Origin of the sequence: Parasphingomonas caseinilytica, from assembly GCF_036663755.1 — a bacterium.
Taxonomy (GTDB): domain Bacteria; phylum Pseudomonadota; class Alphaproteobacteria; order Sphingomonadales; family Sphingomonadaceae; genus Sphingomonas.
This window is the reverse complement of the sequence record NZ_JAXOJL010000001.1, coordinates 1,135,596-1,158,846: the sequence shown is the minus strand read 5'-3', so window position 1 is coordinate 1,158,846 and position 23,251 is coordinate 1,135,596. Positions and strand designations below refer to the sequence as shown.

Sequence of the window (23,251 nt, the reverse complement as noted above, 5' to 3'; positions counted from 1 at the left end):
ATCACAAGGGCCGAACGGAGATCTCGGGATCATTATTATTAGCGTGGTTATCAGGTCACCTTCGGAGGGGCTATCGAAGCCTAGGGCTAGAGAATAGATTCGCTCAATCGAGTTTTCGGCGTCGCCTCGCGATTTTCGAACGGGTGGAAATGCACACAGCCTTTGACGTGAAGGAGTCGATGTTCAGGATCGCGACGGGGAGCACCTACACCACGCGGGATGAAGTGATCGACTGGGAGCCGCGAGACAGGCTTGGAGTTCTCATCGACAGGCATGTCGGCGCTTTGGGAGCGGGTCTGCTGACACTTCTCGTGACGACAGCATTCTACGATTGCCGCTCGCGCCGGCGACGGCAGCGTCCGCTCTACCCAGACATCTTCCTTTTCCATATCGGCGGTCCTTGGGGTTGCTTCATCAACTTCGACTTCTTTCCCGATCACAAGGAGATCATGGTTCACCCCGACCCGGCAAAGATCCTCCGTGAGGTCAACAATAGAGGCATCACCCATCTCGTAATTCCAGATCGTCCACGGTCGCTTGCAAATCACAGATTCAAGGAGCCTGAGGCGGCATTCGATCGGATCAAGCAATGCTTCATCTATGGTGTCGACGGCGAAGTGGCCGGCGCCGATCTCCACATCTCCAGCACGGACATGAAGATCCTCGACAGTTACGACGGGGTCCTCGAGTTGGATCGGCTCATGGAGGACTTTGGTGATGCGCCAAATCCCATTCCGCTTAGGCTTCGTTCCGCATCGCCGGCAGAGAACGCCATGACCTTCGATTACGTACGGCGTCGAATACCGGAGTTGCGGAAAGACCAACCTGATCATCTGCGTGCTCGAAGACGCGTCGATGAGGCCCGCGAAGAGGGGCTGATACACGAGAGTTACCGCAGGGCGACCATCGACGAAGCACTTGAGATGTTGGGATGAACATGACGGTTGTCGGGCTTCAGGACGAGTTCAAGCAGGCGATGCGTCGATTGGCGGCGACGGTCGCCATCGTGACGTCGGGCGAAGGCGATGGTTGGAACGGCATGGCCGCGACGGCGGTGAGTTCCGTAACCGCCGATCCCCCGACCATCATGGTGGCGGTGAATCGAAGCGGCAGTATGTCGGCGGTGATGCTTGAAAGACAGCAGTTCTGCGTCAACCTACTGTCTCAGAGGCACGGCCATCTGGTCGAGACTTTCGCGGGGAAAACCAAAGGTCTCGCGCGGTTCGATGTCGGAGATTGGACAGCGTCGGACGAAGGACTTCCCGTGCTGTCTGACGCACTTTCCAGCCTCATTTGCGTTGGGGTTGGAATGCAACAGGTCGGCACCCATACGGTATTCTTCGGTGAAGTGACCCGAGTCATGAACCATCGGACCATAGATCCACTCTTATGGGTGGACGGCTGCTTGGCATCGATATCGAAAGTTGTCGGCACAGTCCGCTAACGAGCGTCTGCAAGAGTGGCGCGCTGAAGCAATTTATCTGGCAAGAAACTCCCGAATACACCCACACGCGGGTGGGAGTGAGAAGCGCGGTTGAGGTCGAAACCGACGACGGCATGCCGGCCACGCTCCAGCTTATTCCGGCGGCCGATCAAGGTCGAAAAAGAACCCTAGCGCGCCCCATCCTGTGCTCGGTCGTGATGAACCATCCGCTTGGCGGCAGCGTTGCCGCGGGTTGGCATCATCCTGCGTCCGAGCCACCAGTGAAATCGGTGGCAGCGCTCACTGGCGATAGGCTTGGAGCGATTGGCAGCAACGCGATCGCCTCTGCGCCTATGGAGTCGAGCCCGTTGCCAGGCATGCGGGAGCGAAGGAGGATCTGCTCCTTCATGCGCGGGTCCCAGAAACTGGCTATATGATCGGCTGTGGCCTCCGCCGCGTGCTGGGCGCCGCCGATCGCGAAATTCCGGGCGATCTGGTTGACCATGTACACCAGGCGGTCCTCGGTCGACATCACGCCCATGTCAGGCGACCGAGATTCTATCGACACGACGTGATTGCTCAGCCTGCCGGTTGTAGCTCTCCTGCCAGTCGCTCGGCCCGTTGGACGACGAGACCTGGACCGCAGTCACCTTGTACTCGGGGCAGTTGGTTGCCCAATCCGAATAATCCGTCGTAATCACGTTAGCTTGCGTCACCGGGTGATGGAACGTGGTGTAGACCACGCCCGGCGCGACCCGCTCGGTGACGAGCGCCCTCAGCGTGGTTTCTCCGGCGCGGCTGCGTAACATGACCCAGTCGCCATCTTTCAGCCCCCTGTTCTCGGCATCGTGCGGGTGTATCTCAAGTCGGTCCTCGGGGTGCCATGCGACGTTCTTGGTGCGTCTCGTCTGCGCGCCGACGTTGTAGTGACTGAGGATGCGGCCTGTGGTCAGCAGTAGCGGGAAGCGCGGACCCGTCTTCTCGTCCGTTGGTACGTAGTCGGTCACGACGAAGTGGCCCTTGCCGCGAACGAAAGCGTCGATGTGCATCGTCGGTGTACCGGCGGGCATTGCGTCGGTTGCGGGCCATTGCAGCGAGCCGTGACGATCCAGTGCTGCGTAGTCCACCTTGGCGAAGGTAGGGGTCAGTCGAGCGATCTCGTCCATAATCTCGCTCGGGTGCAAGTAGTCCCAGCCCAGACCCAGAGCGTTGGCGACTAGCCGGACTATCTCCCAGTCGGCGTAGCCGTTTTTCGGCTCCATCACCTTGCGGACCCGCTGGATCCGGCGTTCTGCGTTGGTGAAAGTACCGTCCTTCTCCAGAAAGGTGGAACCGGGCAGGAATACATGCGCGTAGTTGGCGGTCTCGTTCAGGAACAGATCCTGCACCACCACACACTCCATTGCCGCGAGACCGGCAGCAACGTGCTGGGTGTTCGGATCGGACTGGAGGATGTCCTCTCCTTGGATGAAAAGGGCCTTGAAGACCCCATCGGTGGCCGCGTCCAGCATATTGGGAATTCGAAGGCCTGGTTCGGCGTCGAGCGTGACGCCCCAGGCGGTCTCGAACAATTCGCGTGCTACGGGATCGGAGACGTGACGGTACCCCGAGAATTCGTGCGGAAAGCTCCCCATGTCACAAGCGCCTTGAACGTTGTTCTGGCCTCGCAGAGGATTCACGCCGACGCCTTCCCGTCCGATATTGCCCGTCGCCATGGCGAGGTTGGCAATGGCCATGACGGTTGACGATCCTTGACTGTGCTCGGTGACGCCGAGGCCGTAGTAGATCGCTCCGTTACCGCCGGTCGCATAGAGGCGCGCAGCCGCGCGCAGGTCGTCCGCCGCCACCTTTGTTAGAGGCTCGGTCGCCTCCGGCGAGCGCTCTGCCTGCGACACGAACGCGGCCCAGTCCTGAAATTCGGCCCAATCGCAGCGTTCGCGGATGTAGGCTTCGTCCATCAGGCCCTCGGTGACGATGACATGCGCCATAGCGGTCAGCACAGCCACATTGGTGCCCGGCTTGAGCGGCAGATGGTAGTCGGCCTCCACGTGAGGCGTTCGAACGATGTCTGTGCGTCGGGGATCGATGACGATCAGGCGCGCGCCCTGTCTCAACCTCTGCTTCATGCGGCTTCCGAACACGGGATGCCCGTCCGTCGGGTTGGCGCCGATGATCATGATGACGTCCGCAAATTGGACGCTGTCGAAATCTTGCGTACCGGCGGACGTGCCGAAAGTGGTCTTCAACCCGTAGCCGGTTGGGGAGTGGCACACCCGCGCGCAGGTATCGACGTTGTTATTTCCGAAACCCTGCCTGATGAGTTTCTGGACGAGGAACGTTTCCTCGTTCGTGCAGCGCGAAGAGGTGATGCCACCAACGCTGCGGGTACCGTAGGTCTCCTGTATCCGGCGGAACTCCGCTGCAGTGTGTGCGATCGCTGCGTCCCACGTGACCTCGCGCCATGGCTGATCCACCCGTTCCCTGATCATGGGACTGAGCACCCGCTCGGCATGATTGGCGTATCCCCATGCGAAGCGACCCTTGACGCAGCTGTGGCCATGATTGGCCTTGCCTTCCTTCCATGGCACCATGCGCACGAGCTGCTCCCCCCGCATCTCTGCGCGGAAGGTGCAGCCCACGCCGCAATAGGCGCAGGTCGTCACGACCGCGCGGTCCGGCGTACCGATCTCGATAACCGATTTCTCGATGAGGGCCGAGGTCGGACACGCCTGAACGCACGCGCCGCACGATACGCACTCTGACTCCAGAAACCCGTCATCCTGGCTCGCGGACACTTTCGAGGCGAAGCCGCTGCCTTCGATCGTGAGCGCGAAAGTGCCCTGCACCTCGTCGCAGGCCCGCACGCACCGCGAGCAGACGATGCACTTGGTCGGATCGAACGTGAAGTACGGATTCGTCTCGTCCTTGCATCCGTCGAGATGGTTCTCACCCTCATAGCCGTAGCGCACGTCGCGAAGACCGACCGCGCCCGCCTGGTCCTGCAGCTCGCAATCGCCATTGGCGGAACAGGTCAGGCAATCGAGGGGGTGGTCGGAGATGTACAACTCCATCACGCCACGCCGCAGCTTTCCGAGCTTATCGGTCTGTGTGCGAACCCTCATGCCTGGCGTGACGGGCGTAGTGCAGGAGGCGGGATATCCGTTCCGGCCGTCGACCTCGACCAGGCACAGCCGGCATGATCCGAAGGACTCGAGAGTATCGGTCGCGCAGAGCTTCGGGATATTGGTCCCCGCGAGCGCTGCGGCGCGCATGATCGACGTTCCCTCCGGGACGGTGATTTCCTGCGTGTCGATCGTGATCGTAACCATCGTCTGGGCGATGGCGGGGAGGGGCTTGGTGCCCAGGTCGAGTTCGCCGCGCCACGCCATCTATATCACTCCGCTGCATCCGGGAGGGGGGCAGAGCCGCCGAAATCCTCGGGAAAGTAGTCCATCGCGCTCAGCACCGGATAGGGGGTAAACCCGCCCAGCGCACAAAGGGAACCGAATTTCATCGTGTCGCAAAGGTCGCGGAGCAGATCCATTTCCTGCGCCACGCTTCTCCGGCCACCACGAACATTGCGCATCTGGGGCAGCGTCTCGAGGACGCCGCCGACTTTGCGTCCGCCCGCGACGATCCGATCGATCGTCTCGACACCGCGAGTCGAGCCGATCCGGCAGGGGGTGCATTTGCCGCAACTCTCGTGCGCGCAGAACTCCATCGCGAAGCGCGCCATGTGCGCCATGTCGACGCTGTCGTCGAACACGGTGATGCCGGCATGCCCTATCAGGCCTCCTGCGGTGGCGAAGGTTTCGTAATCGAAGGCCAGATGGAACAATGACGGTGGAAAATAGGCACCCAGCGGTCCGCCAACCTGTACGGCACGAACCGGGCGGCCGCTTTCCGTGCCACCACCGATCTCCTCGACCAGCGCGCCCAGCGTGATGCCGAATCCTACCTCGTAAAGGCCGCCGTTCTTGACGTTGCCCGCCAGCTGCACCGGCATCGTGCCACGCGACCGTCCGAAGCCGACGGCCGCGTAGGTTTCTGCTCCCTCGCTCAATATGAAGGGTACCGCGGCGAGGCTGAGCACGTTGTTTATGACGGTCGGCTTGCCGAACAGTCCGGCAATGGCGGGGAGCGGAGGCTTCGCGCGAACCTGACCGCGCTTCCCCTCGATGGAATCGAGTAGGGCCGTCTCTTCTCCGCACACATAGGCTCCGGCGCCGACACGGACCTCGAGCTCGAATGGCGCGATGCGCCGTGCCGCCCTCGCGATCGCGGTTCGCACCGTGCGGATCGCGAAAGGGTATTCCGAACGGATATAGACGAAACCCCTGCCTGCACCGACGGCGTGGGCGGCGATCGCCATGCCCTCGATCAGGCAGAAGGGATCGCCCTCCATCAGCATCCGGTCAGCGAACGTGCCGCTATCGCCTTCGTCGGCGTTGCAGACGATGAATTTCTCGTTGCCCGGGGCGTCCAGAACCGTCTGCCACTTGATCCCGGTTGGGAAGCCTGCACCGCCACGGCCCCGCAGGCCGCTGTTTTTGACCGTCATCACGACAGCGGCCGGCGACATCGCACGAGCATTGTCCAAACCGATCCAGCCGCCGTGCGCCGCATAATCCTCTAGGCTGAGCGGATCGATGACGCCACACCGGGCGAAGGTGAAGCGCTGCTGGCCAGCGAAGAATGGCAGGGACGCGACGTTGCCAAGCCTGTTAGCGTGGGTACCGTCCAGGATCGCCGCAACGTCGTCAACTGCGACGGGACCATAGCCGATCCGACCTTCTGGAGTTTCAACCTCGACGAGCGGTTCCAGCCGGAACAGGCCCCGACTGCCTGTTCGGACAACCTCGATGCCTGAGCGGACCAGTTCTGCTGCAATGCCGTCGGCGCCAAGGGCAACGGATGCCATGTCGCCACTGACGAACACGCGTGTCACGGCATCACCTGCAGGAGCATGGTTTCCAGCCGCGCCCTGTCGACCCGTGATACCGGAACACCATCGAACAGTGCGTTCGGGCCGGTTGCGCACAGACCCAGGCAGTATACCGCCTCGATCGTGACGCGTCCGTCCCCACTCGTCTTTCCCATGGCGATCCCGAAAACCTCCTCGGCTGCGCGCTCGACGGCCACGCCTCCGCGCGATTGGCAGCTTTCGGCGCGACAGAGTTTTATGACGTGTCGCCCTGCAGGCTCGCGCCTAAAGTCGTGATAGAATGTTATGACGCCGTGCACGTCGGCACGGCTTAGGTTGAGAGCATTCGCGACGAGAGGCACAAGCGCATCATCAATGAATCCAAACTCCTCCTGCAGCGCATGCAACAGCGGAAGCAAGGCACCGCGTTGATTGCCAGCGGACGGTGTCAGGCGCGCCACCGCCTCTGCATAGTCGCCCCTGCCGACCGTTCCCGCGGCGGCCGGGGACCGTAAAGTGGTCGTTTCCATGAATAATGCTGACGTTAAGCGGTGCCGACCGTCAAATCGGGATTAGTTATCGTCCATAGGGCAAGCCTATCACATCGAAGCACCCAACAGCCGCGCCGCTGCCAACGCCGCCTGCGCCATGGTGCCGAGAGGAGGTCGGTTCGAGACGGTCAGGCCCACCCTGCTGCTTGGCAGAGGGTCCGAGAAGGGGACGACCCGAGCCCAACTTCCGGAAGGGATAAGGTTGGCATAGCCGTCTGGGACTATCGTCGCGACACCACCTGCCTCGACCATCGCTAGGAGAGCCACATACGAGTCCGCGGTTGCGCATGGGCTCACGGAGAGTTTTCGTTCGGCCAGGTTCGCATCGAGTATGCGCCTGTTCTGCATACCCTCGTGGAGCAGGCATAGCGGCTGCGACAGCGCTTCGTCCCAGCCGATCGCGTCGATCTCGCCAATGGATCTGACGTGTCCTACGAAAATAGCCTTCTCGTTATAAAGCGGCGCCGCAAGGATCTGCGACGGCGGCTCGTGGTCGAGATAGGTGATTCCGGCATCGAGTTCGAACGACGAGAGCCCTCGTTCTATCTCGCGGGATGTAAGCGAACGTACCGCGAGCGTAACTTCCGGTTGCGCTCTCTTCAGGACCCGGGCGAAAGATCCGACTACCGGCATCGAGGCCGGTATAGCTCCAAGTCGCAATGCGCCTCGCAAAGGACCGCGTACTGCCGCGCTTGCCTGTTCAAGTCCTTCGATCATTGCGATCGCCTGCTGGGCCCAGGGGAGGGCGGCACGGCCCTCATTGGTGAGACCTATGTAGCGTCGGTCACGCTCGATGAGGCGCTTGCCGAGTTGTTCCTCGAGAGATGCGATCCCTGCGGACAGCGTCGGCTGGGAGACGTGACACGCTTCTGCGGCACGTGCAAAATGCTGTTCCCGCGCCAGGGCGACGAAATATTCCAGGGTGCGCAGTAACACACCGATCCGCCTACCATGGAAGCCGGAGGCCGACAAACCGCTTGGTCTGTCGTTTGCCGTGCGCGGTCTAGTAAAAACCAGATTTCATCGACTGAAACGCATTGCTTCGTGCCACGCCAATCGCTTCATAGCGGTCAACCGTGGACAACCGAACCCTTCGCGCTTATCTCGGTCCCGGACATGTTCGCCAAACCGAGGACGACTTAAAGTCGTAGTTATGCTAGCGAAGGTACGGTTTACCTCCGTCGTGTCAGCTCAGACGATCCGTCGGTTGTCTCGTCAAAAGCTCTCCGAAACCGTCACCGCTTCATCAATCACAAGGCGTGATATGCTATCGTTTAAGCGGCAACTACGAATTGTCGTCTGCGTTTTATCTGCATGGTCGGCCATACAGGTGGCGTCCGCGCAACCTTCCGACCCGCTCCTGACGGCTAATTCCGCGCTTGATCAAGCCGAACTGGAAATCAAGACTTCAGACAGCCAGCTTGATCGCCTTACGGACACGACGGCTCGACGTCTTATCCGAGCCAAGCTGGCAGTTGTGCGAACGGCTACCGGAACAGCGGTGGCGACGCTGCAGGATCAACTTGACCGAATCGATGCGCGTGTCGCGGAGCTTGGACCGGCGCCCGCCAATGCACCTGAACTAGACGATATCCGATTGCAGCGGCGTCAGCTCACCTCGCAGCGTGGCATTACCGATTCAGCGTTAAAGCGTGGCCGCCTTCTGCGGCTCGAGAGCCAGCAGTTGATCGAGGAGCTTGACGCAAGTCAGACCGAGAAAATCACCGAGACATTATCGAAACGCACGGCATCGCCGCTTTCGCCAAGTTTCTGGGCTGGTCTCGCGAACGAATGGCCGACCGACATGAGGCGTGTCGCCGTTTTCATCTCCGCCGGTGTCGCCGCCTGCGAGCGCATCGTCGTGTTGGGTAACCCCTTGATGGCGTTGTCAGGCGCTCTGCTGGCCGTGGTATTTCTCTTTCCAATCCGGTTCGCGCTGCGCCGGACCGGACTAAGGTTTCTTCGAGACGAGCTGTCAGGTCATCGCCTGCGTCGCTCGGTCTATGCCTGGTGGCGAGTAGCGGTCGGCACCGCTGTTCCATCGCTAGCCGCGCTTGTTTTCGTGACGGGCATGCGATGGGCTGGATTCGTCGAGCCTCGCTGGGACGCTATGCTGGATACTCTGATCTGGGCTGCCGGAATCAGTGCGTTCATCGCATCGCTTGGCGGTACAATCCTGTTGCGTGGGCAACCAGGTTGGCGGCTTCTTCCGATCGCCGACGATGTCGCTACCAACCTTCGGTTCTGGACTTGGGTATTGGCAGCTATCGCTTTTGCGGTGCCAATTCTTGACAGGTTCAACACGCTCGCACGTGCGAGCCCGGCGGTGTTGAGTGCTGCCGAGATGATCGAGGCCGGTTTGAATGCGGCGTTGATCGCCGGGGTGCTGGTATCGGTCGCTCGGCTGCGCGCGCGTCGAGCCGATAACGGAGTGGCTGACGGTCGATCAGGTGGTACTCATGTCGGGACCGTCGCTTCCATCTTGGCGCTCTGGTGCGCAACCGTGGCGTCAGTGCTCGGGGCCCTAATCGGCTATGTCGGTTTTTCGCTATTCGTATCGCGCTTCGTCACCTGGTTTGTGATCGTTGCAGGCACCCTTTACCTACTGGTTGTCGTAATTGACGATGTCGCTACAGGATTCCTGTCGAGCAGGAGCCGACTTGGCCGGATGGTTTTGGCTGCCACGGGTCTTCGCAGGAGCACGATCGACCAGACCGGTGTACTCCTATCGGGCCTCTTGCGTTTAGTCGTTGCACTGTTCGCGATCAGTCTGCTGCTGGCCCCATTTGGCGCGGGCACCTCTGCCGTGTTCGACCGACTTGGAATACTCGCTCAGGGTTTGACGGTCGGTCAGGTGACTATCGCACCGATGGCGATCGTGCGCGCGATCACCGTTCTTGCGGTCGCGCTGATGGCTGCAAAAACCTTCCAGCGCTGGCTGATTGATCGCTATCTGCCGGCTACAGAGCTGGATGCCGGTGCGAGAAATTCGATCGCCCTCATCTCGCGTTATATCGGCGTGCTCCTTGCGATATTATGGGGATTGGCGTCGCTCGGCATCGGCGTTGAACGGATCGCATTGCTGCTTTCCGCCCTGTCGGTCGGGATCGGCTTTGGCTTGCAGGCGATCACGCAGAACTTCGTGTCTGGTCTCATCCTGCTTGCCGAGCGCCCAATAAAGATCGGTGACCTCGTCCGCATCGGCAACGACGAGGGCGACGTGAAGCGGATAAACGTGCGGTCGACCGAGATCGAAATGGCGGACCACTCGACCCTGATCGTCCCGAACTCAGAGCTGATCACCAAGAGCGTCCTCAACAAGACGTCCATGAACGCCATGGGCCGGATCCAGATCCAGTTCTCAGTGCCTATAGAAGTGGATGTGAAACGGATCCGCGATATCGTTCTCGATCTATTCGCAGCGCAGTCGGCTATCCTCGACAAGCCGGTAGCAGCTGTTTTTGTGGACAACATCGCCGACGGTCGGGTGGCATTCAACTGCCACGCGCACGTGGAAAATGCGCGGGCGGTGTATCCGACGCGTAGTGCGGTTCTTCTCGAGTTGCTCGATCAGTTACATAAGGACGGCATCGAGATAGGCAGTTCTCCACAGCGCCTTGAATTGGTCTCATCGGGGCCGGAGGGCGTTCGCAGCACTTCTTGACATCGGAAGTACCTGCGCGCGCTCAATTCAGCGGGATCGTGGTCGCGCTTGCGCCGCCGTGAAAAGGCAGGGGTCGACTTATTTCGCACACCGCTGCTCCGGTGTTGCTCCGGTGAAATATGATGATATTCGGCGTTTATTCCTGTTTTGTTCCCCAATAGGAGTGCGGCAAAATTGCGGTTTTCTGCTGGTTTGATATTTAGGCCCTGTGTTGACATCGCAGGGGTCGCAAGTTCAATCCTTGCCACGCCCACCATTAAAAGCCCGTTATTTCAGGTGAGATGGCGGGCTTTTTTGTGCCTTGGTCAGGCATAAACTCGCTCCGGATCTGCGCGAGGATCGACGTTCAATTTTTTGACGGTTGAGGGCGGTCTACCCACCGAGCCTGTTCGGCGCTCATCCCTTGACGCATGTTACTTTACTGTTCCCCCGCGCACGCGGGGGTCCAGGGCCAAAAGCGCCATCTTCTGTTACCTTGGGCTCCCGCTTTCGCAGGAGAACATGCGTGGACGTGTCCGATCGGCATAACTTCCGACCTAGTCCGGGGTGACGGGGAATTCATGATAAGCCCACCAAGACGATTATTGCCAACCGGCCCTAGAACGCCGGCTTGACCTCAGCATCAGGCAACTTCACGCCGAGCAGACGCGCGATCGAAGGTGCAACGGCGCGCATGTCGACAATGCCGAGATCGCGGTGCGCAATACCGGGGCCCGTGACGATCAGGGTCGATCGCATCGCTGGATCGCTCGGCAGGTAACCGTGCATGCCCTTGTACGTCGATGGTTTGGCGATGGGGGCGGCCGGATCGCGCCCGGTTTCGAAGCCGGCCTGCAATGCGACGAAGAAGCTCGCCTCGCTCGCGCCGCCGGCCTTGGCGATTGCGCTGCGGTCCAGGATCGCGGTGATGTGATAGGCCGGGTCGGCCGCCATCGTCGCCAGCAGGCGGCGCACCTTCTCCGTCAGCGCAGCATCGTCCGGACGTGCCAGCCGGATCGCGGCGGTGCCGCCGGCCAGCCACGGCATCGCCTGCCAGGCGGTCGGCTTGCCGTCCGGCCCGAGCGTGATGAGACCGGCATCGATAAAAGGTTTGAACAGGTTGATGTCGGTCGCGACCGACTGGAAGCCGTGATCGGAGACCAGCACGATCGTCACGTCCGGCATCGCCGCGCGGGCGGCGACGACGAGTTGCCCGACCAGCGCATCGGTCTGCTCGATCGTCGCGTTGGCGGCGGCCGATCCCGGACCGCTGCGATGTTCCTCATGATCGATCCCGGCGAGGTAGACCGTCATGAAGGCGGGCTTGCGCGTTGCCAGGATCGCGGCTGCGAAACGGACGCGGTTGGCGTCGCCCTCGACGCTTTCGTCGATGCCCTGGGCGTATGGCTCGCCGACCCGCCGCTTGAGGTCCGCCAGCACACCTGGCGTGGTGAGCGCGGCAAGCAGCTTGATGTCGTCGGCGGTGCCCGTCCGCCAGATCTGGGGCAGGTTCACATCGATATCGGGTGTGCCGACGGACACCGGCCAATGGACGTTAGCGGTCGTCAGCCCTTGGGTATGCGCCGCCGCCCACAACGTCGGCACGCGCATATCGCTGGCGTACCAATACCAGCCGGTCTGGTTCTTTCCGTCGGGATCGAAGGTCAGATTGTTCGATATGCCGTGCTTTGCCGGTGAGACTCCGGTGATCAGCGTGGTGTGGCTGGGATAGGTCAGCGTCGGCAGCACGCCGATCACGCCTTGTGCCGACGCCCCCTGTTCGGCCAGCGCGGACAGCGTCGGCAGTTTCAGTCCGCGCGTTTTTGCTTCGCGCACGTCGTCGGGTCGCAGCCCGTCGAGCGAGATCAGCAGCACCGGCGAGGCGGATGCCTCGCCGATGGCCAGCAAGCCCGCCACCGCCCCTGCTATTGCAACGGTGATGGCGCGCAGCATCGTCAGAACCCCTTGCGTAGCGACACGAAGAACTGCCGCGGCGCACCCGCCAGCAGGGTCTGGTTGTCGCCGCTCGCACCATAGCCGTTCGAGCCGATCGTCGAAATGTACTTCTTGTCGGTCAGGTTGGTCACGCTGCCTTCGATCGCCAGCCCGCCGAGCGTGGGGAAGCGATAGCCGATGCTGGCATCGACCAGCACGCGTGCATTGACCGACTGGTCGTTGAGGTAGGTGAAGTAGCGTTTCGACATATAGTCCGCACCGGCGCGGGCGAAGAAGCGTTTGTCGTCATAGACCAGTTCGGCCTTCGCCATGTTCTCCGGCGTATCGACGACGGTCTTGCCCTTCGTGGCGGTCAGCACCAAGCCTGCAGCATTGCGCACGTCGTCGCGATAGGTCGCCTTGTTGTAGGAATAGCTGGCGAAGGCGGAGAAGGCGCCGGCGATCCGGTAATAGGCCGACAGTTCCGCGCCATAGCTGCGGACGCTACCCGCATTGTTCAACGTGGGCGGATTGCCGATGATCCCGGCACCGTTGGCGAAGGTCAGCAAACGGTTGGAGAAGTCGACATAATAGCCGACCGCCGACAGTTGCAGGCCACCGCTGCGCAGGCGCACACCGCCCTCGGCAGTCTTCGACGTTTCGGGCTTCAGCGTCGAGCGGATCGCGTTGAAGCCGACCTGCGTGGTCGCGAATGGGCCGGTGGTCGCCGATGAAACGAAGGCGCGCATGTTCTCGGTATAGCTGGCGAACACCTCCGCGCCGCCGCCCAAGCGGTACACTGCGCCGATTTGCGGGAGGAACCAGTCCTTCGCCTCGATCTTGCCCGCGACGAGCGTTCCGGTCGTCAGGTTCGCACTGTTCTGAACGCGCATGCCCTTCCATCCGCCGTTGATCGTCAGATCGCCCAGCGTCAGCGTGTCGGCGACGTAATATTGCAGCGTGAACGTGTCGTATTTGCCGGCCCATTGGGTGAAGAACGGGTCCTTCTGATAGGCCAGGGTATCGCGGTTCGGCGCTGCCGCATCGGCCATGCCGTAGAAGCGGCGCGCCTGATCGAAGCTGTTGCTCTCGACCCAACCGCCGAGTTCGATGCGATTGGCACCGGCCTCGTATGCCAGCTTGGTGAGATTGCCGGCACGGTCGATCCCGTATTCGGTGGTGCGGAACGACAGCGGCGATGCGGTCGTGATCGTCCCGCCATTACCGTCTGGCGCGCCCGCCGGGGTGCCGACATAGGGCGTGATCCACGATCCCTGTCCCTTGTTCTTGTGGTAATAGCTGGTTGAGGTGACCGAGAGTTCGGGCGTCAGCGTCGCGTCGAAGGTGACGCCGCCCAGCCAGTCGCGGCGCAGGCCGCCCGCGTCGAAATAGACGTCGTCGACCGTGCCGATGCCGGCCGGAAAGACCACGCCCGCGGTCGGATATGGCCGGGTCGCGACGGTCGCGGCGTTCTGATTGGCGTAGACCTTCGCGATCTGCAGCGCGAGCGCGTAATTGTCGCCGATATTGTCGTTGTTCAGCCCGCGACGGCGGATGATGTCGTAGCTGAGATCCTGATAATCGGTCTCGCGCCGGTCGGAAAAGTTCAGGAAGGCGGTGATGCTGCCCAGCCCGTTGATCTCTTTCACGATCTTGGCGTTCGCCTGATGCTGGCGCTGGTTGCCATAGCCCTTCCACTTGTCGGTCTGGAGGAAGCCGTAGCTGATATATCCCTTGAGCCCGTCGCCAAGATCGCCGGTATCGAGGCGGACGAAGCCACGATAAGTCTGGTCGCTGCCATATGTACCCGAGCCGACCACATCCAGCGTATCCGAAGGCTTGCGGCTGACGAACTGGAGCGTGCCGCCGAGATTGCTGGTGGAGGCGGTGCCGATCGCGCCCGCGCCCTGCGCGACGGTGGTCGAGGCGAGATTCTCGGAGATGACGGCACGGCTGATATGCAGGCCGTTGACGTTGCCATAGCTCATGTCGCCCAGCGGCACGCCGTCCAGCGTGAAGCCCAACTGGTTCTGGTTGAAGCCACGCAAGCTGATCCGCGTCGACCATTCATACGCACCGAACGCGTCTGCCGACTGGAAATTGACGCCGGGCAGCTTGGCGATTGCCTTCAACGGCGAGGTGCCCGGGGTCAGCCGCTCCATGTCGATCGCACTGACGGTCTGCACCTGGCGGCTCTGCCCGAAGCCGAGCACCACGATCTCGTCGCTCGTGCCCCCGTCTTCCTGCGGGGCAACAGCAACGGCGACCGGTGCGGCTGCGTCCTGCGCCTGTGCGGCCTGTGCGAAAAGCGCCGCGGGCGCTACGCCTGCGAGCATCAGAAACTTGGCGATCATGGTCGGTCGGGCCCTTTGGTTTTCTCTTTCGGAAAACCCCCCGTGGCCGAGGGCGGTTACGACCTTGTGACCCGGCCGTTACGAACCCGTGACAGATGCTTTTGATGGCCGCACCGCCACTATGTCCCGCCGATCACACCATATGGACGGTCTTGGTGATTAGATGTGCCGCCACACCTTCCGGCCCGTCTTCCGAACCGTGGCCGCTATCCTTGATCCCGCCGAACGGACTGTCGGGCGCGCTCAGCTTCACGGAATTGATCCCGACCATCCCGGCCTCGATCGCATCGCCCAGCAGATTCTGCCGCCGGCCATTCTCGGTGAAGCAATAGGCGGCCAGCCCGAACGGCAGCCGGTTGGCCTGTTCGATCGCATCATCCACCGTGGCGAACGGGCGCAGCAGCGCGATCGGGCCAAACGGCTCCTCGTTCATCGCCCGCGCATCCAGCGACACGTCGGCCAGCACCGTGGGGTTGAAGAAGAAGCCGCTGCCCGCTCCGGCGTCGCCTCCGGCCAGCACGCTCGCGCCCTTGGCCTGCGCATCCTCGACAAAGGCACCGATCGCTTCGGGGCGGCGCGGATTGGCCATCGGCCCCATCTGGCTGTCCGCCGCCATGCCGTCGCCGACCTTCAGCGCGCGGGTGCGTTCGGCGAACCCGGCGGCGAAGCGATCGTAGATCCCCTCCTGCACGTGGAAACGCGTCGGCGCGACACACACCTGTCCGGCATTGCGGAACTTGTGGGCGACGAGCAGGTCGATCGTCTTGTCCAGATCGCAATCGTCGAACACCAGCACCGGGCCGTGCCCGCCCAATTCCATCGTCGTCTTCATCATCGTATCCGCGGCAAGCTTCATCAGATGCTTGCCGACCGGCACCGATCCGGTGAAGCTCAGCTTGCGGGTGATCGGCGAGGCGAGCAACTGGCGCGACACCATGTCCGGCACGCCGAACACGCACTGCGCCACTTCGCCCGGCAGCCCGGCATCCTGGAAGCAGCGCATCACCTCGACCGCCGAGCCGGACGTCTCCTCGCTCGGCTTGATGATGATCGAGCAGCCCGCCGCCAGCGCCGGCGCGATCTTGCGCACGACGTTCATGATCGGGAAGTTCCACGCGCAGAACGCCGCGACCGGGCCGACCGGCTGTTGCAGCACCAGACTGCGGCTGCCCGGCGCGCGCGGCAGCACGCGGCCATAGATGCGCACCGCCTCGCCGGCATGGAAATCGAGCAACGCCGCCGCGAACAGCGCCTCGCCCTTGGCCTCGGCCTGGATCTTGCCCTGCTCCAGCGTCGCGATGCGGGCGAGGTGATCGGCACGCTCGCGGATCAGTGCCGCCGTCTTGGTCAGGATCGCCGCGCGCGCTTCGGGCGCGGTCGCGCGCCACAACAGGAAGCCACGCTGCGCCGCTTCCAGCGCCAGATCGAGATCGGCGGCAGCCGCCAGCGGCAACGCCGCCTGCACCGCGCCGGTCGCCGGATTGCGCACATCCTGCGTATCGCGGCCCCCGCCGGTCAGCCACGCGCCGTCGATATAAAGGCCGAGCTTCGCGTCATATGCCGTCATTGCCACAATCCTTATTGGTCAGCCGGATGGGCGTTGCCGCAACGGCAAAGGCGGCGCAACCCCGCTGATCCGCCGCAATCCGCCCTTCAGCCGATCATTCGGCGGCAATGGCGTAGGCCGGCTGGCGGACGGAGGGCTTGGGCGGCTCGAATCCGGTTTCGGCAAGCGCTTTGGCGCGCAGTTGCTCGATACCGGGGCCGTAGTTGAACAGCGGAATCGCATCGCCGCGCGTGGTACGCATCTAGGCGCGCAGGGCTTCGGTCGCCGCCGGATCACGCGACGGTCGCGGTCATGGTCACGTTCCCCTGATCGTCGCGCACCCACAAGGCCTCACCCGCCCGCGCGATCCTGAAGCCGCGCCCCGCATATAGCGGCGAGCGCCCGCGAAACTCGAACCGCGTGGGCGTCACGCCGTCCCGTAGCGCGTGATCGATCAGCAGCATCGCCTGCAACGGCCCGTGGACAACCAAGGCCGGATACAGTTCGACGCCCTGCGCATAGGGCAGGTCGTAATGGATGCGATGCGCGTTGAAGGTCAGCGCGGAGAAGCGGAACAGCAACGCCTCGTCGGCCCGCATCTCGCGCACGCTGTCGGGCGCGGGGCAGTCGACCGGCTTCGGCGCGGACGGCGCAGTGATCGGCAGATAGACGAGGTCCTGCTCCTCCCGCACCGCGATTATGCCGTCGGCGGCGATCTCGTGCAGCAACGTCACGAACGTCATGCTGCCCTTGTCGGCAATGGCCGTGATCGTCGTCCGCTTGCTCAGCGTCGCACCGATCGCGACGGGGGCGAGAAACTCCAGCCGCCCGCCAGCCCACATGCGACGCGGATGCGGGATCGGCGGCAGGAACCCGCCCTCGTCCCTGGTAGGATGCCCGTCCGCACCGAGGATGGACTGTGGCGCATCGGGCAGATGGAACAACCAATGGCCGAGCGGCGGCAGCACGCCCGCCGGCCAATGCGCGGCATCGTGATCCAGCGTCGCCGCCAGCCGGCCGAGCGGCGCGGTGGTGACGGTATCGACCATCTCGATCGATCGGCCGATCCAGGCCGCGAAGGGCTCAGCCATCAAGGAAATCCGCGATCGTCTTCCACATACGTACCCTCGCATTCTGCAGATTGCCGTAATCGCCGCCCTCGGGCACGATGACCAGAGCCTTGTCGTGCGTCGTCAGCCGTTCGAAGAAATCCGCCCGGCCCGATCCGCCCTGCATGTAATTCTGCATCCCCGCCGCGAAGCCGTAGAGCATCAGCGTCGGGCGGGGATCCGGTCGCATGCCGCATCCCCGGCGGCAGATACGTCGATCCAAGGCTATGATCCGGTGACCGCGCCGATCTAAAGCGTCACCGCGCCCATTTCTTCTCGAAATCCCACACGTCCTGAAACCCGATCAGGCCGCAGAATTCCTTGAAGTCGAAGATCGGCATCTCTGCGGGATGTCCTTCACCGTCCGCCTTCAGCCGCTTTAAAGCTTGTTCCATCGCCGCCGCCGCGATCAGGCTGGTCAACGCCGGGAAGATCGCCAGCGCGAAGCCGATATCGGCAAGTTCGGACGCCGTGCGCATCGGCGTCAGCCCGCCGTTCGACATATTGGCCATCATCGGCCGATCGAGCACGTCGCACGCCCGGCGCATCTCGTCCTCGCTCTCAAGCGCTTCAACGAACAGCACGTCCGCCCCCGCCTCGCCATATGCCCTTGCCCGGGCGATCGCGCCGTCCAGCCCCTCGCTCGCCCTGGCATCGGTGCGGGCGATGATCAGGAAATCGGGATCGCGCCGCGCATCCACCGCGACGCGGATCTTCTCGACCATATCCGCTTCGGAAATCAGCCGCTTGAACGGCGTATGGCCGCATTTCTTGGGAAATTCCTGATCCTCAAGCTGGATCGCGGCGATCCCCGCCTCCTCATAGCCGCGCACGGTGTGATGCACGTTGAGCAGTCCGCCATAACCGGTATCGGCATCCGCGATCACCGCCGCGTCGGTGGTCCGGACCAATGTCGCCATCCGGTCGAGCATCTGCGTGTAGGTCGCGATCCCCGCATCGGGCAGGCCATATGCGGACGCCGTAAGCCAATACCCGCTGCCGTACAGCACGTCGAAACCGACCTTGCCCGCCACCACCGCGGCGATCATGTCCTGCACGCCCGGCGCGGTGATGAACTGTCCGGCTGCGAGCCGATCGCGCAAAAGAGGGGTAGCCATTATCCGTTGCTCCAGAGCCAGGGCTGGTCGGCGCGCTGGCGGGTTTCGAAAGTCGTGATGTCGCCGCCGTGCCGGCCGAGGATCGTCTCGACATCGTCCCAGCCGTTGAGCAACGCCTCCCGCGCGCCCTCGCCGATCGAGAAGGGAATGACGGTGCCGTCGCCACGCACCACGGCCCGCGCGACGAGATCGACGGTGATGGCGCGCCCCGCCTCGGCATCGGTAATCAGCGGCGCAACATCGGCGACGACCACCGGCAGCATGCCGTTCTTGATGCAATTGCTGGCGAAGATCTCCCCGAAGCTGGGCGCGATGATCGCCCGGAAGCCGAGATCGGCCAGCGCCCAGGGCGCATGTTCGCGGCTCGATCCGCAACCGAAATTGGCCCCGGCGATGAGAATTTCGGCACCGGCATAGCAAGGCTGGTTGAGGAAGAAATCGGGCTTGTCCCGCCCCTCGGCGTCGTGGCGACGCTCATAGAAGGCGAAACGCCCCAGACCCTTCTTCTCGGTGATCAGCAGGAAGCGCGCCGGCACGATGATATCGGTATCGACATTGTCTTCGGCGAACGGCGCGGCGTGCGCGGTGAGGCTGGTGAAGGGGCGCATCAGCGGCCCCCCTCTACCGTCAGCGTTCTCACGTCGGTGATGCACCCGGTCACCGCCGCCGCCGCCGCCATCGCCGGGCTCATCAAATGGGTGCGCGCGCCGACGCCCTGCCGCCCCTCGAAATTGCGGTTGGAGGTGGAGGCGCAGCGTTCGCCCGGTTGCAGTCGATCGTCGTTCATCGCGACGCACAACGAACAGCCCGGGTCGCGCCATTCGAACCCGGCGGCCTCGAACGTCTCGCGCAGCCCCTCCGCCTCGGCCTGACGCTTCACCAGCCCCGACCCCGGCACGATCATCGCCCGCACCCCGTCCGCGACACGACGTCCCGCGATCACGCCGGCGGCGGCGCGAAGATCCTCGATCCGGCCGTTTGTACACGATCCGACGAAGACATGGTCGATCGCCAGACCGGCGATCCGCTGGCCGCGCTCCAGCCCCATATAAGCTAGCGCCTTGGCGTCGGCCCCCGCCGGTACCGCACCGTCGATCGCGATCACCTGATCCGGGCTGGTGCCCCAACTGACCTGCGGCGCGACCTTCGCAGCGTCGATCGTAACCTCGGCATCGAACACGGCGTCGGCATCGCTGGGCAAGGTGCGCCAATAGCTCAGCGCCCGCGCCCAATCCGCGCCGTGCGGTGCGCGCGGGCGCCCTTCCAGCCATGCGAACGTCGTCTCGTCCGGCGCGATCAGGCCGGTGCGCGATCCCGCCTCGATGCTCATGTTGCACAGGGTCATCCGCGCCTCCATCGACAGCGCGGCAACGGTCGATCCGGTATATTCGATCACGTGCCCCATCGCCCCTGCAGCACCGATCCGCCCAATCAGCGCGAGCGCGAGATCCTTCGCCGACACCCCGTGGCCCAATCGCCCGTCGATCATCACGCGCATCGTTCGCGCCTTCTTCTGGCGTAGCGTCTGCGTCGCCAGCACGCATTCCGCCTCGCTGCTGCCGATGCCGAAAGCAAGCGCGCCGAACGCGCCGTGCGTGGCGGTATGGCTGTCGCCGCACACCAAAGTCGTGCCGGGCAGCGTGAAGCCCTGTTCCGGCCCGATGACATGCACGATGCCCTGACGCGCATCGGTCAACGGCAGATAGTCGATCCCCGCCGCCGCACAGTTCGCCTCGAGCAGGGAAACCTGCGCGCGGGCCTGTTGGTCGGCGATCGGCGCGCCGCGATTCCGCGTCGGCACGGCGTGATCGGCCACCGCGAGGAACGGCGCGGTGCGGCGCGGCATCCGGCCCGCCTCGCGCAGCCCGGCAAACGCCTGCGGGCTGCTCACCTCGTGCAGCAGCATCCGGTCGATATAGAGCAGGTCGATGCCGCCGGGTTCGGAGGCGACGACATGCGCCGACCAGAGCTTTTCGTAGAGCGTGGGCATCGCAGGTCCATCACACCGCGCCACTTCTGCCGCAACCATCGGCATGGGGTTACCCGCCATGCGGGCACCCGGCATGCGGGCGCGTGCGCACATCGTGCTCCCTTCGTGCGGTGCGGCGGTTAGCGTGGCGACATTCAGGAGATTTGCATGACCTTCGCCACGCTGCGCTACGAAAAGATCGACCGGGTCGCGATCGCCACAGTCGCGGACTCAGTCCGTAATCGCGTCGGCCATCAACGTCTGGGTCGTCGCCTGGAGCGGCGGGGCGGTGTAGGACAGCAACTGGATCATGCCGACGAACAGCAGGTCGTTCTCTGGATCGACCCAGAACCACGTGCCGGCCGCTCCGTCCCAGTGATAGGTGCCCTTGCCGACGGGCACGCCGGCCAGTTCGGGATCCGTGAAGACCACGCCGTTATACCCGTAGCCGAAACCGGGGCGGAACTTCTGGTGCCCGGCGACGAAGCGCGTTTCGAGCAGGTCGTCGGGCAGGCGGTTGGTCATCTGCTCGCGCACGCCGTCCGCACTGACGATGCGTCGGCCGTCCAGCTCGCCGCCGTTCAGCAGCATCTGTGCGTAGCGGGCGTAATCCGGCGCGGTCGAGAACAGGCCGCCGCCGCCCATCGCGAATCTCGGTTCGGCTTCGGGATCGGGGCGCATCGGATTGACGGCAAGCGGCATCAACGCTGCGTCCGGCGCCTTGAAATACAACGTTGCCAGCCGATGCTTCTTGGCCGGCGCGATGAAGAAGGCGGTGTCGATCATGCCCAGCGGTTCGAAGATCCGGGTGCGCATGAAATCCGGCAGGGTCTGCCCGCTCAGCCGCTCGACGATCGCGCCCTGCACGTCCATCGCCAGGCTGTAGCGCCAGCGCGTGCCGGGCTGATAGGCGAGGGGAAGCGTCGCCAGCCGAACGACCATGTCGTTCAGATCGTCCGATTGCTGCACACCCGCCGCGCGATACATCGCCTCCACCCGGTCGCTGGGTTCGCCGATATTGATGCCGTAAGCGAAGCCCGCCCGATGCGTCATCAGATCGGCCATGGTCGGCGCGCGCTCCGGCGCGACGAGGATCGGCTGGCCCGCCTCGTCCTCGCCCGCGAGCACCTGCATTTCGGCCAGTTCGGGCAGATGTTTCGCGATCGGATCGTCGGGATGCCACAGCCCCGCATCGTGCAGGATCATCATCGCCGTGCCGGTGATCGGCTTGGTCATCGAGAAGATGCGGAAGATCGTATCCTCCGCCATCGGCTCGGCGCTCGCGATATCCTTCAGCCCCATCGTCGAGAGGCGTGCGATGCCGCCATGACGCGCGGTCAGCGTCACCGCGCCGGCGACCATCCCGGCATCGATCTGCGCCTGCACCGCGGCCTCGACCGCATCGAGCCCGGCGCTGGACAGGCCCACATCCTCTGCTGCTGCACGCCGCATCAGATCATCCCCGATCTGGCGATAGCGCCCAGATGATAGGCGCTCGGCTTCGGCGTGCGCGCGAACGTCTCGTAATCGACATGCACCAGCCCGAAGCGTTCGCCATATCCGCGCGTCCATTCGAAATTGTCGAGCAGCGACCAGCAGATGTACGAATGCACGTCGATCCCGTCATCCAGGCATTTGCGCACCTCGCCCAGCGCCGCGTCGAGATAGGCGATGCGGCGCGTGTCGTCGTCGGTGCACAGGCCGTTTTCGGTAACGTAGATCGGCCGCCCGATCCGTTCGTGCGCGAAGCGGATGGTGCCGCCCAGCGCCTGCGGATAGAATTCGTAATGCGCCCCGGTCATCTCCGCGCCGTCGGGCGGGGGCAGGCGGCCTTCGGGGCCGACCAGCACGCGGGAATAGGTCTGTACGCCGATGAAATCGGCCTGCCGCGCCGCCTCGATCCAGGGGCCGTACAGCATCTCGATCAACGCCTCGGCCTGATGGCCGTCGCCGACGCCCTGCACATCCTGCATCGTCAATGTCAGGCCGACCGGGAAGTCGCCCGGCCCGGCCTTCATCGCCGCCATCGCCTTTGCATGCGCATCCAGCATCACCGGTTCGCTTGTCTCGACCGGCGCGAACAGCAGCGAGGAAAAGCGCTCCGATCCGCTCGCCTTGGCGCACGCCGCCAGCATCGCGTCGATCGCCACACCGACCTGCGGGCCACTACGGCGGAGCAGGCCGACGAGGCGCTGGATATTCGCCTCGTTGAAGGTCGACGCATAGGAGATCAGGTCCCCCAGGCGCGCGGTCGACTGCTCGGCGAAGCGCGCGAACAGGTCTGCACCGTCCGCCACCTCGAACCCGCCGCGCGCCGCGAACCAGCGCGGCACGGTGAAGTGGTTGTACGTCACCATCGGCTTCAGCCCGCGCTTGTGGCACGCCTCCAACACGCGGCGGTAATGATCCAGTTCGGCGGTCGAAAAAACGCCTTCCTCCGGCTCGATCCGCGCCCATTCGATGCCGATGCGGTGGCAGTTGAAGCCCAGATCCGCGGCGATCGCGATATCTTCCTCGTACCGGTTGTAGCTGTCGCAGGCATCGCCCGACGGTTCGGCATAGAGGGAAGGCGTCACCGTCTCGCACAGCCACGCGTCGGAATTGAGGTTGTTGCCTTCGCTCTGATGCGCGGAGATCGCGGTGCCCCACAGGAAACCTTCAGGTACGGAAACGGGCACG

General features: G+C 63.5%; 19 protein-coding genes. 3 read left to right on the top strand and 16 right to left on the bottom strand.

All coding sequences use genetic code 11. The features are described 5' to 3' along the window. Nucleotides 1-143 precede the first annotated feature (143 nt). Together U1738_RS05530 and U1738_RS05525 are read left to right on the top strand one after the other, a co-directional pair. Nucleotides 144-935, top strand: coding sequence for a hypothetical protein (locus tag U1738_RS05530; protein WP_332788008.1), 792 nt, complete (start codon nt 144-146; stop codon nt 933-935). Then, nucleotides 932-1,444, top strand: coding sequence for a flavin reductase family protein (locus U1738_RS05525; protein WP_332788007.1), 513 nt, complete (start codon nt 932-934; stop codon nt 1,442-1,444). Before U1738_RS05530 ends, U1738_RS05525 begins: the two co-directional genes overlap by 4 nt. A 238-nt stretch (nt 1,445-1,682) precedes the next feature. Here U1738_RS05525 and U1738_RS05520 read toward each other — a convergent pair whose 3' ends face one another. From U1738_RS05520 to U1738_RS05500, 5 genes are all read right to left on the bottom strand, one after another. Then, a complete protein-coding gene (locus U1738_RS05520; RefSeq protein ID WP_332788006.1) occupies nt 1,683-1,955 on the bottom strand; it encodes a formate dehydrogenase subunit delta in 273 nt (90 codons plus the stop codon). Nucleotides 1,956-1,965: 10 nt separating this feature from the next. After that, a complete protein-coding gene (fdhF, locus tag U1738_RS05515) occupies nt 1,966-4,812 on the bottom strand; it encodes a formate dehydrogenase subunit alpha (RefSeq protein WP_332788005.1) in 2,847 nt (948 codons plus the stop codon). 5 nt (nt 4,813-4,817) lie between these two features. Next, nucleotides 4,818-6,371: an NADH-ubiquinone oxidoreductase-F iron-sulfur binding region domain-containing protein gene (locus U1738_RS05510; protein WP_332788004.1), complete on the bottom strand. Its 1,554-nt coding sequence runs from the start codon at nt 6,369-6,371 to the stop codon at nt 4,818-4,820. Further along, nucleotides 6,368-6,877: an NAD(P)H-dependent oxidoreductase subunit E gene (locus U1738_RS05505; RefSeq protein ID WP_332788003.1), complete on the bottom strand. Its 510-nt coding sequence runs from the start codon at nt 6,875-6,877 to the stop codon at nt 6,368-6,370. Before U1738_RS05505 ends, U1738_RS05510 begins: the two co-directional genes overlap by 4 nt. 69 nt (nt 6,878-6,946) lie before the next feature. After that, entirely contained in the window at nt 6,947-7,834 is an 888-nt protein-coding gene (locus U1738_RS05500) for a LysR family transcriptional regulator (protein ID WP_332788002.1), read from the bottom strand. A gap of 271 nt (nt 7,835-8,105) precedes the next feature. On the opposite strand from U1738_RS05500, the gene U1738_RS05495 reads away from it, so the two are divergent. Further along, on the top strand, nt 8,106-10,562 hold the full coding sequence (locus U1738_RS05495) for a DUF3772 domain-containing protein (RefSeq protein ID WP_332788001.1): 2,457 nt from the start codon (nt 8,106-8,108) through the stop codon (nt 10,560-10,562). 597 nt (nt 10,563-11,159) lie between these two features. On the opposite strand, the gene U1738_RS05490 is transcribed toward U1738_RS05495, so the two are convergent. From U1738_RS05490 to U1738_RS05440, 11 genes are all read right to left on the bottom strand, one after another. After that, nucleotides 11,160-12,494 carry an alkaline phosphatase family protein gene (locus U1738_RS05490; RefSeq protein WP_332788000.1) on the bottom strand — a complete coding sequence of 445 codons (1,335 nt, stop codon included), beginning with the start codon at nt 12,492-12,494 and terminating at the stop codon, nt 11,160-11,162. A 2-nt stretch (nt 12,495-12,496) separates the two neighbouring features. Then, nucleotides 12,497-14,830, bottom strand: coding sequence for a TonB-dependent receptor (locus tag U1738_RS05485; RefSeq protein WP_332787999.1), 2,334 nt, complete (start codon nt 14,828-14,830; stop codon nt 12,497-12,499). Between the two features lie 133 nt (nt 14,831-14,963). Continuing rightward, nucleotides 14,964-16,397 carry an NAD-dependent succinate-semialdehyde dehydrogenase gene (locus U1738_RS05480; RefSeq protein WP_332787998.1) on the bottom strand — a complete coding sequence of 478 codons (1,434 nt, stop codon included), beginning with the start codon at nt 16,395-16,397 and terminating at the stop codon, nt 14,964-14,966. A 94-nt stretch (nt 16,398-16,491) separates the two neighbouring features. After that, complete coding sequence (locus tag U1738_RS05475) at nt 16,492-16,638, bottom strand: hypothetical protein (RefSeq protein ID WP_332787997.1); 147 nt, start codon at nt 16,636-16,638, stop codon at nt 16,492-16,494. A gap of 31 nt (nt 16,639-16,669) precedes the next feature. Next, the gene (locus tag U1738_RS05470) at nt 16,670-17,467 is read right to left on the bottom strand and encodes an HTD2 family dehydratase (RefSeq protein WP_332787996.1); all 798 of its coding nucleotides are present in this window, start codon (nt 17,465-17,467) and stop codon (nt 16,670-16,672) included. After that, a complete protein-coding gene (locus U1738_RS05465; protein WP_332787995.1) occupies nt 17,460-17,675 on the bottom strand; it encodes a hypothetical protein in 216 nt (71 codons plus the stop codon). The genes U1738_RS05470 and U1738_RS05465 overlap by 8 nt, the downstream gene beginning before the upstream one ends. 67 nt (nt 17,676-17,742) lie before the next feature. Further along, nucleotides 17,743-18,603, bottom strand: a complete 861-nt coding sequence (locus tag U1738_RS05460; RefSeq protein ID WP_332787994.1) for an isocitrate lyase/PEP mutase family protein — start codon at nt 18,601-18,603, stop codon at nt 17,743-17,745. Further along, nucleotides 18,603-19,211, bottom strand: coding sequence for a 3-isopropylmalate dehydratase small subunit (leuD, locus tag U1738_RS05455; RefSeq protein ID WP_332787993.1), 609 nt, complete (start codon nt 19,209-19,211; stop codon nt 18,603-18,605). The genes U1738_RS05460 and leuD overlap by 1 nt, the downstream gene beginning before the upstream one ends. Continuing rightward, nucleotides 19,211-20,593, bottom strand: a complete 1,383-nt coding sequence (leuC, locus tag U1738_RS05450) for a 3-isopropylmalate dehydratase large subunit (RefSeq protein WP_332787992.1) — start codon at nt 20,591-20,593, stop codon at nt 19,211-19,213. The genes leuD and leuC overlap by 1 nt, the downstream gene beginning before the upstream one ends. A 210-nt stretch (nt 20,594-20,803) precedes the next feature. Further along, nucleotides 20,804-22,024, bottom strand: a complete 1,221-nt coding sequence (locus tag U1738_RS05445; RefSeq protein ID WP_332787991.1) for a serine hydrolase domain-containing protein — start codon at nt 22,022-22,024, stop codon at nt 20,804-20,806. Next, nucleotides 22,024-23,250, bottom strand: coding sequence for a glycoside hydrolase family 1 protein (locus U1738_RS05440; RefSeq protein WP_332787990.1), 1,227 nt, complete (start codon nt 23,248-23,250; stop codon nt 22,024-22,026). The genes U1738_RS05445 and U1738_RS05440 overlap by 1 nt, the downstream gene beginning before the upstream one ends. Nucleotide 23,251 lies beyond the last annotated feature (1 nt).

Bases quoted from the DNA above. Each gene is read 5' to 3' on its own strand.
- U1738_RS05525 (WP_332788007.1), top strand. From the start codon at position 932: ATGAACATGACGGTTGTCGGGCTTCAGGACGAGTTCAAGCAGGCGATG.
- U1738_RS05520 (WP_332788006.1), bottom strand. From the start codon at position 1,955: ATGTCGACCGAGGACCGCCTGGTGTACATGGTCAACCAGATCGCCCGG.
- fdhF (WP_332788005.1), bottom strand. From the start codon at position 4,812: ATGGCGTGGCGCGGCGAACTCGACCTGGGCACCAAGCCCCTCCCCGCC.
- U1738_RS05505 (WP_332788003.1), bottom strand. From the start codon at position 6,877: ATGGAAACGACCACTTTACGGTCCCCGGCCGCCGCGGGAACGGTCGGC.
- U1738_RS05490 (WP_332788000.1), bottom strand. From the start codon at position 12,494: ATGCTGCGCGCCATCACCGTTGCAATAGCAGGGGCGGTGGCGGGCTTG.
- U1738_RS05485 (WP_332787999.1), bottom strand. From the start codon at position 14,830: ATGATCGCCAAGTTTCTGATGCTCGCAGGCGTAGCGCCCGCGGCGCTT.
- U1738_RS05480 (WP_332787998.1), bottom strand. From the start codon at position 16,397: ATGACGGCATATGACGCGAAGCTCGGCCTTTATATCGACGGCGCGTGG.
- U1738_RS05475 (WP_332787997.1), bottom strand. From the start codon at position 16,638: ATGCGTACCACGCGCGGCGATGCGATTCCGCTGTTCAACTACGGCCCC.
- U1738_RS05470 (WP_332787996.1), bottom strand. From the start codon at position 17,467: ATGGCTGAGCCCTTCGCGGCCTGGATCGGCCGATCGATCGAGATGGTC.
- U1738_RS05465 (WP_332787995.1), bottom strand. From the start codon at position 17,675: ATGCGACCGGATCCCCGCCCGACGCTGATGCTCTACGGCTTCGCGGCG.
- U1738_RS05460 (WP_332787994.1), bottom strand. From the start codon at position 18,603: ATGGCTACCCCTCTTTTGCGCGATCGGCTCGCAGCCGGACAGTTCATC.
- leuD (WP_332787993.1), bottom strand. From the start codon at position 19,211: ATGCGCCCCTTCACCAGCCTCACCGCGCACGCCGCGCCGTTCGCCGAA.
- leuC (WP_332787992.1), bottom strand. From the start codon at position 20,593: ATGCCCACGCTCTACGAAAAGCTCTGGTCGGCGCATGTCGTCGCCTCC.
- U1738_RS05445 (WP_332787991.1), bottom strand. From the start codon at position 22,024: ATGCGGCGTGCAGCAGCAGAGGATGTGGGCCTGTCCAGCGCCGGGCTC.